Here is a 12,865-nt window from a genome sequence, read left to right as displayed (position 1 = left end):
TAGTAAACTCGAGTGGAGTTTTTACGAATTCATAAGCATGAAAGGTGGAGGCTTACAGGATGAGATTGCTAATTGTGGACGATGAACCGATCATTCGCAGCGGACTGATGAAGATGGCGCAGATTTACACGCACAAGTTCGCCCAAATAGAAACTGCGGACAATGGTCATGATGCGCTGCAACGAATCGCTTGCTCAGAGCCAGATCTGCTGCTTACCGATATCCGCATGCCCAAAATGGACGGCTTGGAGCTATGCCGGCAGGTGAACGAAGCATACCCGCATATCCTGAAAGTAGTCGTATCGGGGTACAGTGATTTTGATTATGCACAAAAATGTTTGTCCTACGGTGTTAAGCATTATTTGTTAAAACCGGTTACACCTCCTGATTTACATGAGGTATTCGATGTGATTATGAAAAGCCGCACACAGGGCTATATGGTCGTTTCCCGCTATGTGGATTGGATCGAACGGGTCGAGCAAAGCATCTGGTCTCTGCAGGAGGATGAAATTGCAAGACTGATGGTAGAGTGGAGAGAGCACTGCTCGCATTTGTCCGCGCAACAGCTGAAGGAACAGCTGCATGATGTGGCTGTGCTGCTGCACAAATATTTTCAAGAGAAAAACCGCCCGCTGGGCTCCAGTTTATTGTCTGATTATGCGGCAACGTCCAAAGTAGATTTATTTCTTGAATTCGAAGGACGCCTGCAAGTGGTCATGAACGATCTGTTGACTGCGCGTCGCGGCAATTACAAGGATCCGATGGAGGAAGCGAAGGCTTATATCGACAATCATTTGTCTGTGGAAATCTCCTTAAAAGAAGTGGCCGACATGGTGGGCATTACGCCAACCTATTTTAGCTCGCTGTTCAAAAAAGTAAGCGGTGAAACGTTCGTCAGCTACCGGATTCATAAAAGAATGGAAAAGGCACGCGAGCTGCTGTCGATCCCCCATATGCGTACGGTCGATGTTGCCGCGGAGGTCGGATATGAGGATTATCCTCATTTTACGAAAACGTTCAAGAAAATTTCCGGTGTTTCGCCTTCGGAATACCGCAGTCTGTTGGGAATCAAATGAAAAATCTCAACTTGTACCAGAAGCTGTTTCTATCGTACCTGATCGTCATTCTCATATCCTTAACCAGTGTTGGGGTCTTTACGTACCGGACCTCCTCCAATGAGCTGGATCAACTGGTGGAGAATCAATTATCCCAGGTGGTCGGCAATGCGGTACATCATACCGATTTGTATATTCGCACTTATGAGCGTTCGATGGTGTCGCTGCTCAACAGCAATGACGTGAAGCGCTTTATCGATCTTCCTACAGGAGAAAAGGGCTTTCCTTACTATGAAATTCGCAAGCTGATCAAAGAGCTGTTGATCGAGCCGGTGTTTATTCGCAACCCGGAAATTGCCAATATTTTTATGATCAGCTTTCATGATAATGCGATGTATTTTTATAACGATTCGAGTGGTGAATCGTTTGACAATGAACAAGTCAAGCAGCAGCTTGAGTTTTTTAAACAGAACACCGAGGAAGGCAGCTTGAGTGTGCTGAATCATAGTATTTTGTCGGATCAAAAAAATATGATGCTCACGCTTGTTCGGCGTATACGCGGCCTTACCGCCACCGAGCCCAAAGGTATTCTTGCGATCGAATTGCGCGCGGCTGAGCTGTCCGAGCTGTGGAAGGGTATTGATCTGGGAAGCCATGGGTATTTTTTCATTGCCGATGATAAAGGGCAATATGTCTACCATCCGGATAAAAACCGAATTGGTACGGAGCTGCCCGTTGAAATAAGGGACGAGGTTTTCCATGCGGGTGATAAGGCATTTACGGCTGTTATTGATAATCAAGCACAAATGTTCATGAGCCGCCGTTCCAATTATGGGAATTGGCGGCTGGTCGTTTCCATGTCTGTAGAAGAGCTGCGCAAGCCGACAGATACGATTCGTACCACAACTATTGTAGTTGGCTGCTTTACGCTGGGGATCGCTTTGTGGTTGGCTTTTCGCTTCGGGAAATCGATCACGGGTCCTATACACACTCTGAAGGCAGCCATGCGTCAGACAGAGAAAGGGAACTGGGTGACGATCCCGCTCCCTGAGCACCGTGACGAAATTGTGGAGCTGATGAGCCGCTATAATTTGATGGTCAACCGGCTCTCGGAGCTGGTGGACAAGGTATATCAAGCCGAGCTTAGCGACCGGGAGAGTCGGATGGAGCGGCAGAAAGCCGAGCTGCAGTCTTTGCAGCTGCAGATTAATCCGCACTTTTTGTACAATACGCTGGAAACGATTGTTTGCTATGCGGTGATTAGAGACTCGAAGGAAATATCCGAAATTGTTAAGGCGCTCGCCTATATGCTGCGTTATTCGGTGCAAACCAATCTGGAGGAAATTACGGTTGCTAATGAATTAAAGCATGTGTTGTATTTTCTAATGGTGCTCAGGCATCGAATCGGTCGTGAATTTGAAGTGGATGTGGCGATTCATCCGGACTATTTACTTCGCAGTATGGTGCGGCTCACGCTGCAGCCTCTTGTGGAAAATGCTTTTCAGCACGCGTTCCCCGATGGTGTGGAGGATTATCATTATATTCGGATCGATGCCGGAGAAGATGAAGATATATTCTGGCTCAGTGTGGAGGACAATGGGGCTGGTATTAAGGAAGAGCGCCTTGCCGAGGTGCGGGAGAAGCTGGGTGCCAATCGGCTTGCTGATAATGAAGAGGGCTCATCCCAAGGGATTGGCGGGATTGGCATTGTGAACGTTCATCGCCGAATTCAAATGGTGTTCGGTGAACAATATGGCCTGAAAATCGAGAGTGAGGTTGATCAGGGGACGAAGCTGCTCATGATTATGCCTGCAAGCAAACCTGGTAAATAAGTGGAAAAGAGGAGAATATGCAATGGCGAAACAAGAGGATTTAATGGATAATGCCGAAGGGTCTGAGCAACCAAATATAGAGCAATTGGAAGCCGTAGATGCAGACCATGACGCCAGAATGGCCTGGTGGCGGGAGGCAAGAGTCGGGCTGTTTATTCATTGGGGCTTGTACTCGCTTCCGGCAGGAGTCTGGAAAGGCGAGGAAGTTCCTGCTTCCTATGCCGAGCATTTGATGCTCAGGGCACGTATTCCGGTAAGTGAATATGAACAAATCGCAACCGAGTTCCACGCCGAACACTTTGATGCAAAGGAATGGGTGCGGGCGGCCAAGCTGGCCGGGCTGGAGTATTTGATTTTTACAGCCAAGCATCATGAAGGCTTTGCGATGTATGACTCGGACGTATCGGATTACAATATTGTGAAGAAAACGCCTTTTGCCCGTGACCCGCTCCGTGAGCTGGCTGATGCCTGCCGAGAAGAGGGGATCAAGCTGTGTATCTACTATTCGCACTCCATGGATTGGCATCATCCGGATTCACAGGGGAATACATGGGATTACCCTCATAATATTGGCGCTTATGATGATGTAGCCTCCTGGATCAACGATGTGGATAAGCGAACTCGCTATGAGCATTATTTGCACACTTCGGCGCTGCCTCAGGTTAAGGAGCTGCTGGAGAAGTATGGTCCTGTCGGACTGCTCTGGTTCGATTGTGGCCATAAGCTGACGGCTGAGCAGGGAGCCGCATTCGTCAAGCAGGTGCGCGAGGTGCAACCGGATTGCCTTATTAATCGGCGGGTTTGGATGGACCCCTATGGGGACTACGGCAATACGTCGGATAACCAACCGCATGTGAGGGTTCCACGCAAGGATTGGGAATCGATTGCTACCCTGAACGATTCCTGGGGGTATAAAGTTGCTGATCATAACTGGAAAGCGGCAGATGTCGTATTGCGGCAAATGATAGATGTGCTCAGCTTAAACGGCAATTTTGTGATCAATGTCGGACCGATGGGGAATGGAGCATTTGATCCCAAGTCTGTCGAGCTGCTGGAGCAGATCGGTCATTGGATGCAAACGAACGGCGAAGCTGTGCATGGCACTCGTCAAAGCCCGATCGGTAAGCCGCCTTGGGGCAGATGCACGATGAAGGATGGCATTCTCTACCTCCTTATCTTCGAATGGCCAACCAATGGAAAGCTGCTGGTTCCGGGTCTGCGTAATCCTGTGCTCAAAGCCTACGCGCTCGCTGACAAAGACCGTTCAGCTCTTCCTGTCACTCGCATAAGTGAAGAGGATATCGTGATCGAGGTGCCGATCAGCCCGACAGCATCGACGATTCCGGTATTGGCAGTAGAATTCACGGGCGAGTGTGATGCCAATCCGGTACGTTTGCTGTATACGGCCGATTATCCGAACAACTTCGGCGCGTTTGATGCCGATATTGAGGGACCGACAGTACGCTATGATACAGGGAAGAAGGACCACGATAATCTGATCAGCTGGACCAGTCTGGAGGACCAGGCATCCTGGGCCTTCCGTGCTAACGGACCTGATCGACTGCAAGCTGTCCTGGAATACGGGGCAGCAGCAGACGCGGACGGGGGTTCCTACGAGCTTTCAGTGATCTCGAAGCGTTCAGGTGAAACGGTATCGCGGATAGCGCAGACGGTGAAGCCTACCGGAGACGGGTACGAATTCGCAGCCTTCCCTGTAGGCCATCTAAGCCTGCCCGAGGCGGGAGATTATGTGCTAAGGCTTAAAGCCTTGAGCCTGCCAAACGGAGCATTCATATGCTTGAAAAAGATCGTTTTGGAACGTGGATAAACAAACAGGACAAGTCAGAGCATCCGCAAGTTGGGATACTCTGGCTTTTTTCGTGTATCTACTGAAGTCGATCGTAAAAAAACACATGTGCGCTTTAAGTTACTCCATGGTTGGGTATTCATAGCCATAGTATGATAAATGCATCAAACAACATTACCCCGCTTCAAGAGAAAGGAGAGATCATATGGCTTCAAAAACGGATACTTCCGGACAAACCCTATACACGTTCGCTTCCAAAAAGGCGAAGCGCGCGTTTGTTGCTAAACATTGGCCCTTGTATGTTATTTCGATACCAGGACTTGTGTATTTTATCCTCTTTAAGTATGTACCGCTGTTGGGCTCGACGATCGCTTTTCAAGACTACAACATTTTCAAGGGAATCACCGACAGCCCATGGGTTGGATTGGCCCATTTTGAGCGGATGTTTGCTTATGACGAATTTCTGATCATCTTAAAAAACACGCTGTTAATTGGTTTGTACGATCTTGTCTTTGCGTTTCCGATCCCGATTATACTGGCTGTCCTGCTAAATGAAATTCGCATTAATGGTTATAAGCGGGTACTGCAAACGGTTATTTACATGCCGCATTTTCTTTCCTGGGTTATCGTTGGAGGCATTCTGATTGGTCTCCTATCCCCGACAACAGGAATCGTGAATCATATTCTGGGGATATTCAACATTGAACCGATCTACTTTCTGGGTGAAAATAGCTACATTCGCAGTATTTTGATAGGATCGGGTGTTTGGAAGGATAGCGGCTGGGGAACGATTATTTATTTGGCAGCGATTGCCGGTATTAATCCTGACTTGTATGAAGCGGCTGAGCTCGACGGAGCAGGCAGATTCCGCCAGGTGATGTCGATTACGATTCCATCCATTCTGCCTACGATCATGATTTTGTTCCTGCTGCATATGGGCAGATTTATGGATTTTGGCTTTGAGCGTGTGTTCGTCTTTATTAACTCGCTTAACAGCGAGAATGGAGAGATTCTGGACACGTATGTATATCGAGCAGGCTTGATAGACCGTCAGTACAGCTACACAACAGCGATTGGTTTATTCAAATCGGTAATTGGCCTCGTGCTCATCGTGCTGGGTAACACACTAAGTAAAAAAGCGACCGGAGACGGCCTGTACTAACTAATTATTTAACTAACATATCTTCGGTCAAAGGGGTGAGAGGCGTGATTCTGACAAAAGGGCAGCGTGCGTTCCAGATGTTCAACAACATCATGCTGTTTGTGATCGGGCTCGCCATGGTACTACCGATTCTACATGTGATTGCGCAGTCGTTCAGTAATGCCGTTGCGATCAACAGCGGGGACGTTGGACTATGGCCAATAGGCTTCACATTGGAGAACTACCACATGATTGTAAAGGATCCTTCAATCTGGTTAGCTTTCCGCAACAGCGTCATTGTTACCGTATTCGGTACATTAATCAATCTGGCAGCAACAGCAAGCCTGGCTTATCCGTTGTCTCGTCCAGAGTACATTTATAGAAAAATGGCACTTGTTATCGTGCTGATCACGATGATTTTTCATGCACCGTTAATTCCTAATTACTTGCTGCTCAAAAATTTGAACATGCTGAATACGCTGTGGGTATTAATGATCCCTGGGGCGATTAGCGCCTACAATCTGTTCGTTATGCGATCCTTTTTCGTTAATTTACCGACAGAGCTGCTGGAATCGGCGAAGATGGACGGCTGTGGGGAATTCCGGATGATCTGGAGCATCGTGCTTCCTTTGTCCAAGCCGGTTATGGCAACGATGGGGATTATGTACGCGGTAGCGAATTGGAATATGTACTCGCAAGCCATTTATTATATCGACAAACGTTCACTAATTCTCTTGCAGGTAAGGCTGCGGGAGATCGTGATCACAGACAACATGGGCGCGTCGGATGTTACTTCGGAAATGATGCAATTTGTGTCTCCTGAAGGATTGAAAATGGCGGTTATCGTCATTGCGACAATCCCGATTATGCTGGTGTATCCGTTCCTGCAAAAGCATTTTATTAAAGGCATGATGGTAGGATCGATTAAGTCGTAAGAGCCTAAAAGTGCGGTAAATAAGTCCTGCTGCGCAGCCAAATATCCCTCCGATCGCTGTTGTTTCCGTATTTTTATTCATTTTATAAGTTATTTAGCTGTAAAAGTACGGAAACAAAGGCGAACGCTGACGCTTCTCCGGGATCATTTGGCTGCTACGCTCTTTATTCACCGCACTTCTATGGGAAGTCAAGTAGAGTTCAGGATGTTATGAAAAAGAGAGGATTGGTATAATATGAAAAAAACATGGGGTGTTATTCTGGTTTCCGCGCTTGCTGCAGGTTCTTTGGCTGGCTGTGGGGATGCGACTAAAGACAATAAGCAAGGCGGACAAGCCAGTGCTGATACGAAGCCGGTCAAATTTTCGCTATCATTGCCGGTTACTACCAATGCTGGATATCAAGGAACAGTGACAGACTGGGAAAATAACAAGCTGGTGAAAAAGCTGGAGGAACTGACTAACACAGATCTCTCGGTGCGTATTCTTGAAGATTCCAAAATGGGTATTATGTTCGCTGGTAATGATATTCCCGACGTGGTAGGCAGTATCGGCACACCAACCGGTAAATCCATGTCAGGCTCGGTGGAAGCCGGCGTCTTTATGCCGCTTGACGATTTATTGAAGCAGTATGCCCCCAACTTGATGAAAAAGGTGCCCCAGGCGGCATGGGATGCAGTTTCCTACGATGGCAAGATTTATGCGATCCCCGATTATTTGAGCAATCCATCCAGACGTGGAACTTATATCCGTACGGATCTTTTAGAGAAGACAGGTATGAAGGCTCCACAAACTGTCGATGAATTTCTGGACGTTCTGCGTGCCTTTAAAAAGGCGGGAGTAGAAAATCCGTATCAAATGCGTGAAAATTTCAAATACGCCGATACGTTCCTGGGCGCGTTTGATGTACTGCCATACAAGGATCAATTTGAAGTTGTAAATGGACAGGTACAGCCGAAGTTCTTTGACGTCGAGAACATGCAGAAAGCGCTGCAAACCTACAAGACAATGTTCGATGAGGGCTTGATTCCGAAGGATTTTGCAACCATTTCGTCCTCTGATTATTCCAAAAATATTAACAGCGGCAAATCCGGCTCTTGGTCCTCCAATGGGGCAGGTTTGATCTCGTTCCGTACCGCTATTGCCCAGGCCAATCCGGCTGCCAAAGTGGATATTATCTCCTCTCCCAAAGGACCAGAAGGTAAATCCGGCTATTTCTACTATACCCCGGTTGTTCGTTCTTTCTATGTGAATGCCAAGGTGGATACAGATAAAGCAGTGAAAATTATTAAATTTTATGACTGGATGGCATCAGCTGAAGCTGAGAAGTTTTTCACCTTTGGCATAGAGGGACAAAATTACACCGTCGATAGCGGTAAAATCAACTACAAAATTCCAACCAGCAAAGAGGAGCAGGAAGAAGAAAGCTTCCGTGCAGGTACGTTGTGGATGGGGCAGGATGCGACATTGAACCCGCCGCGTAAGCGTCTGGAATTGGATCAAAACGGTAAGGATCAGCTAGCTGTCTTTGATAATGTACTGGATAAGGAAGGCTTGCCGGGTATCGGATTTTATCCGGATCTAGCAACTTTCAGCAAATATCCGGATCTTGCTTCGCCACAGCCTGATGTTGGACCGAAGCTGATCATCGACCATATGATCAAAATGATCTATGGCAAAGAACCGATTAGTGACTGGCCTAAAGTTATAGAAGAGTACAAAGCCAAGGGTGGCAATGACATTCTTAAAGAAGCCAACGAACGTTATACGAAAAAGATCGGTGTGCTGGATATTAAAAAGTAAACGGGTGCAGCACGCCACAGGAGGATAACAGGATGCAGCAGGAAACGATCCGCGAGCGAATCATGCAAGAGCTTGAGACGGTTGACGTTGTTGACACTCATACCCATCTGGTTGGAGATCGGCTGAATGCTGTGGATTTCTGGCAGATCGCCCATTACTTCTGGTTATTCCGTGAGCTGCAGGCAGCCGGTTATCCGGCACATGCCGAGCAGCTGCCGGTTCGTGAGCGAATCCAGGCATTTCTTAGCGCTCACCATGCTTCCAGACATACGATGATGAACGTGGCGCTGTCGCGGATTTTCCAGGATTTATATGGAATCGAGCTGAAGGATGAAGCGTCCGTTCTGGCGGCAGATGAAGCTGTCAAGCAATCTGCAGTACAGGCAGACTGGGCGCAGCAGGTAGCGGACCGCCTGAGCGTTCGTGAGTATGTAGTCAATGTACCTGAGCATGCTCCTTTTGAGGGGATGAGGCGGAATGCAATTCTGATTCCGCGAATCGACGGGAAGATTTTCGGATGGGTTACTGAGATCATAGAAAGCTCAAATCCGCTTCAGGCGTTCGAGCAGCTGCGTGAAACCGTTGACACCTTGTTGGGCGGCTACAGCAAGCAGGGCTGTCCAGGCATTATGACCACACTTCCGCGATATGAGGCTTCGGCTAACCAATTGTATGATTTATCCACATCGGGCTTGGTGCGTGATCAGGTTTTGATGAATGTGCTTCATCTGATTTGCGAGGCTGCACAGCGTCATCAGCTGTTCGTACAGTTTTTTCTCGGTGTCGAACGCTCCTGGTGCGGGGAACCGCTGCCTGCGAACGACCCGGAGCGCATCTTGAAGCTTAGCGGTTTGTTTGAGCGGTACAGCTGTCCGTTCGAGTTGGTGGTCGCCTCGGAAATCAACAATCTTGATGTGGTGCAGGCGGCATGGAATTTCCCTAATGTTCATGTCGGCGGACATTGGTGGTATAACTTCCGGGCATCCACCTACAAGCAGTCCATGCAGTACAGGCTGGAGGCACTGCCGGCACTGAAATCTTCACTGATCGCATCTGATTCAAGGTGCATTGAATGGACGTATGGGAAAATTTGGCTGGTTAAGCGTGTACTCAGTGAATTTTTGGCTGAACGTGTGGCCTCTGGCTGGCTGGATCATGCTCAGGCGATTGAAGTCGCACGCGACTGGCTGTATGAGAGTGCAGCGCGCAGATACCGTGTGCAATCACTGAATAGTAAAGGTTAGAACTCCTTGTGTGACATTATGGGTACGACCCAATCGAATAAGCGCGTTCCTGTAAGGAAAGGCTTTGCCAAAGTCCTTGTTTTGCTGCTTGATTGCAGCGAAACAGGGATTTTTGTTTTGTGTGAGTGAAGAGAAATTTCACTTTTGTCAGGACGATGATTGAAAGGCTGTATCCGCATACATTCAAATAATGAGAGTTTACATGCATAAACCAATATTTACATGTTAGATAAGCTAACTTACACTGAAGTAGCAAATACGAAATGGAGGGATTGCAATGGGAGAAATGAAGTGGAGTCATTTTTTTACAGAGCAAGACAAACGGCATGATGAGCTTTGGGGCAAGCAGACGTTGAACGGTTTCGGGGAAAAGCCGGTTTTACTGTTGATTGACATGTACTATAGTGTCGTCGGTCTGGAGCGCGAGGAAATCTTTGAATCGATGAAAACATGGCCGATGAGCACAGGTCTTGAAGGCTGGGCTGCGATTGACAAGACGGCGATTCTGCTGGCGGCTGCCCGTAAGAATGGAATTCCTGTCATTCATATTAAAGGGATGAACAGCGGCATCAATCATTGGACCAAAAGCAGTAAAAAACGCAAGCTTCAGGTGACCATGTCGGAGGAAATGATGGAGAAGGGCCGGCAAATTGTGGAGGAGGTCAAGCCGATCGCAGGTGAGATCGTGATTGAAAAAGCCGCTGCCAGCGCATTTCACGGAACCCCGCTGTTGTTCCAATTGATCAGCCTGAATGCAGATACGGTTATATGCGCAGGGGAAACGACAAGCGGCTGTGTGCGGGCATCGGTTGTGGATGGAGCGACCTATCGCTTCCAGATGGGTGTTGTTGAAGAATGCGTCTATGACCGCACGCAGTCCTCGCATTACATGAATCTGTATGATATGCATCAAAAATACGCCGACGTGGTGGAAATGAATTATGCCATCGAGTATTTCGATGCCATTGGTGCCGCCAAAAAAATCAAGGTAGAAGCTTAAACCTACACGGATACACGAAAGGGGAATCGCATATGGCTTACGCTTTTGAGGATCATTGCTGGAAGGATGTTGTTGATCCGGACATACTCGAGATTTATAAGGCATACGAGCGTGAAACCTTTGTTGGTCGCAAACCGGCACTGCTCGCCATTGATCTATACAACAGCGCCTATCAAGGAGGTGCCAAGCCACCCATTGAGCTGCAGGCTGAGTTTCCGAGCTCCTGCGGTATCCATGCCTGGGAAGCGATCGAGCCTACCGTAAGTTTATTTACGGCGGTTCGTGCCATGGGTATGCCGGTGATCTATTTAACCTCGGATGAATTGACGCGGCGCAGAGGTGTGAAGGTAGCGGCTACCAACCGCAAGGGGGGCGCCAAAACCTCGGATGCGTTCGAGATTTTCCGTGAATTTGCCCCGCAGCCGGAAGATCTGCTGATTTACAAAACCCGTGCCAGCGCATTTCAGGGTACGCCCTTGACCTCGTATCTGACGATGATGGGTGTGGACAGCCTGATTGTCGTGGGTGAGTCAACAAGCGGCTGTGTCCGGGCCAGCGTGGTCGATGCGTATTCGCATGGCTACCATACGGTGGTGGTTGAAGAGTGTGTGTATGACCGCAGCCCTCTGTCACATAAAATCAGCCTGTTTGATCTCCATCACAAATATGCCGATGTCATGCATATCGATGAAGTGCTGGAACATTTGGCCAAGCGGCTGATGGCCCAGACGGTATAAGCCGAGTTGAAGATACGGTTAAGAACTGGGATTCAAGTTAAAGAGCAGTAAAATAACACAAGCTTTGTATGGGTATGGAATCTGATTAGGCAGGGACAGATGCGGGTTACAGCGGCATGGCTGACTGTGTGTACGGATTAGTGCCTCGGCGATGTTAGCTGCAGCATAATTCTAAACATGCATGTGAGGTCGGGGAGCGATTGAGAGTGGATACGGCAGGGAGCGGATAGTCGGTGGATATACAGGATTACACATCGCCGAGTGGGTCAGGTTATTCCGCGTGTTGTTCTTACATTGACATGCCATTCAAGATGGGTTGTTCCTTGTTTAAATGGGAATTGATTTGTGACTCGAAGTGACGGGTAAACAGCTGATCCAAACTATGGGTTTCATCCTTCTGATGAGCAATGAATACTTGACTTGGTGAAAAAGGGTTGCGTTCAATTTTTACTTGAACCAGCTCTTTTTTTGCGAGCTCATTTCGCATGTACAAGCTGCCGGACAAGTGGACCCCTGCATTTTGTTTAATAAAGTGTTTGATCAGCCCAAGATTATTCGTCTCAATCTTGGTAATGTAATTCAGCTGGATCTGGTTGAGTGTCGTATCGAGCAGATCTCTGTACTGCGTATCCTTTTGATAGGTGATGAAGGTTTCCTTTAATATCTCCTCGATATCCACTTTCTTCCGTTTGGCGAAAGGGTGCGCCGGAGAAACGATTAAATCCGTGGGTTCACTGTATACGGATCGATATACGATCCCCCGGTCATTGCTGGTGTAACGGGTAATGGCCAATTGAATTTCACGCTGCTTCAGAAATCGAACCAATGTAGGCGAGGCGTAGCACTGCACCTTCAGGGCAACCTTCGGATACTCCACCATGAATGTGTCGAGTACTTCAGGCATCACGCAGCTGGCGAACGAATTGTTGCAGCCTATGGTCAATTTGCCTGCCGAGCCTTGCTCTACACTGGCTACTGCATTCCGGCCTTCCTGCAAGGAGCCCAGAATATGTCTGGCATAAGGCAGAAAGGCTTTGCCCTCTTCAGTTAATCGAACCCTGCCTTTACCGCGAATGAGTAAAGATTTACCCAGCTCTTTCTCTAATTGGGTGATGCGATGAGATATGGTGGGCTGCGGCAAATACATCTGATTAGCGGTCTCCTGAAAGCTGCCGATCTGGTAAACCTGTAAAAACGTTGTGATTTGCTCCAGATTCATATAAAATCCCCCATTCAGCAAATTAATAAAATGTAAGGTTTCATGACCTATTATATAAGATTTACTAACATAAATGCAATGAATGAATTCGTTTG

Annotated in this window: 10 protein-coding genes; 9 read left to right on the top strand and 1 reads right to left on the bottom strand. The window is 47.9% G+C overall.

The annotated features are described in order from the left end of the window. Positions 1 to 59 precede the first annotated feature (59 nt). The 9 genes from NST47_RS32560 to NST47_RS32520 all read left to right on the top strand — a co-directional run bounded on the left by NST47_RS32560 (position 60) and on the right by NST47_RS32520 (position 11,551). Entirely contained in the window at positions 60 to 1,076 is a 1,017-nt protein-coding gene (locus NST47_RS32560; protein WP_341158849.1) for a response regulator, read from the top strand. Next, a complete protein-coding gene (locus NST47_RS32555) occupies positions 1,073 to 2,887 on the top strand; it encodes a cache domain-containing sensor histidine kinase (protein ID WP_341158848.1) in 1,815 nt (604 codons plus the stop codon). Before NST47_RS32560 ends, NST47_RS32555 begins: the two co-directional genes overlap by 4 nt. 22 nt (positions 2,888 to 2,909) lie before the next feature. Beyond that, positions 2,910 to 4,715 (top strand): alpha-L-fucosidase, encoded by a 1,806-nt coding sequence (locus NST47_RS32550; protein ID WP_341158847.1) that lies wholly within the window; start codon positions 2,910 to 2,912, stop codon positions 4,713 to 4,715. A gap of 184 nt (positions 4,716 to 4,899) precedes the next feature. Then, complete coding sequence (locus tag NST47_RS32545; protein ID WP_341158846.1) at positions 4,900 to 5,856, top strand: ABC transporter permease; 957 nt, start codon at positions 4,900 to 4,902, stop codon at positions 5,854 to 5,856. A 77-nt stretch (positions 5,857 to 5,933) separates the two neighbouring features. After that, positions 5,934 to 6,770: a carbohydrate ABC transporter permease gene (locus NST47_RS32540; protein WP_076234056.1), complete on the top strand. Its 837-nt coding sequence runs from the start codon at positions 5,934 to 5,936 to the stop codon at positions 6,768 to 6,770. Positions 6,771 to 7,004: 234 nt separating this feature from the next. After that, positions 7,005 to 8,570: an ABC transporter substrate-binding protein gene (locus tag NST47_RS32535; protein ID WP_341158845.1), complete on the top strand. Its 1,566-nt coding sequence runs from the start codon at positions 7,005 to 7,007 to the stop codon at positions 8,568 to 8,570. 32 nt (positions 8,571 to 8,602) lie between these two features. After that, complete coding sequence (locus NST47_RS32530; protein WP_341158844.1) at positions 8,603 to 9,814, top strand: glucuronate isomerase; 1,212 nt, start codon at positions 8,603 to 8,605, stop codon at positions 9,812 to 9,814. 277 nt (positions 9,815 to 10,091) lie between these two features. Further along, a complete protein-coding gene (locus NST47_RS32525; protein WP_341158843.1) occupies positions 10,092 to 10,814 on the top strand; it encodes an isochorismatase family protein in 723 nt (240 codons plus the stop codon). A gap of 32 nt (positions 10,815 to 10,846) precedes the next feature. Continuing rightward, positions 10,847 to 11,551, top strand: a complete 705-nt coding sequence (locus NST47_RS32520) for an isochorismatase family protein (protein WP_341158842.1) — start codon at positions 10,847 to 10,849, stop codon at positions 11,549 to 11,551. 289 nt (positions 11,552 to 11,840) lie between these two features. On the opposite strand, the gene NST47_RS32515 is transcribed toward NST47_RS32520, so the two are convergent. Beyond that, positions 11,841 to 12,770: a LysR family transcriptional regulator gene (locus NST47_RS32515; RefSeq protein WP_341158841.1), complete on the bottom strand. Its 930-nt coding sequence runs from the start codon at positions 12,768 to 12,770 to the stop codon at positions 11,841 to 11,843. Positions 12,771 to 12,865 lie beyond the last annotated feature (95 nt).

This window comes from Paenibacillus sp. FSL H8-0034 (genome assembly GCF_038000305.1).
Taxonomy (GTDB): Bacteria; Bacillota; Bacilli; order Paenibacillales; family NBRC-103111; genus Paenibacillus_S.
The sequence above is the reverse complement of the archived record's forward strand: the minus strand, read 5'-3'. Positions and strand labels throughout refer to the sequence as shown.

Bases quoted from the DNA above. Each gene is read 5' to 3' on its own strand.
- NST47_RS32560 (WP_341158849.1), top strand. From the start codon at position 60: ATGAGATTGCTAATTGTGGACGATGAACCGATCATTCGCAGCGGACTG.
- NST47_RS32555 (WP_341158848.1), top strand. From the start codon at position 1,073: ATGAAAAATCTCAACTTGTACCAGAAGCTGTTTCTATCGTACCTGATC.
- NST47_RS32550 (WP_341158847.1), top strand. From the start codon at position 2,910: ATGGCGAAACAAGAGGATTTAATGGATAATGCCGAAGGGTCTGAGCAA.
- NST47_RS32545 (WP_341158846.1), top strand. From the start codon at position 4,900: ATGGCTTCAAAAACGGATACTTCCGGACAAACCCTATACACGTTCGCT.
- NST47_RS32540 (WP_076234056.1), top strand. From the start codon at position 5,934: ATGTTCAACAACATCATGCTGTTTGTGATCGGGCTCGCCATGGTACTA.
- NST47_RS32535 (WP_341158845.1), top strand. From the start codon at position 7,005: ATGAAAAAAACATGGGGTGTTATTCTGGTTTCCGCGCTTGCTGCAGGT.
- NST47_RS32530 (WP_341158844.1), top strand. From the start codon at position 8,603: ATGCAGCAGGAAACGATCCGCGAGCGAATCATGCAAGAGCTTGAGACG.
- NST47_RS32525 (WP_341158843.1), top strand. From the start codon at position 10,092: ATGGGAGAAATGAAGTGGAGTCATTTTTTTACAGAGCAAGACAAACGG.
- NST47_RS32520 (WP_341158842.1), top strand. From the start codon at position 10,847: ATGGCTTACGCTTTTGAGGATCATTGCTGGAAGGATGTTGTTGATCCG.
- NST47_RS32515 (WP_341158841.1), bottom strand. From the start codon at position 12,770: ATGAATCTGGAGCAAATCACAACGTTTTTACAGGTTTACCAGATCGGC.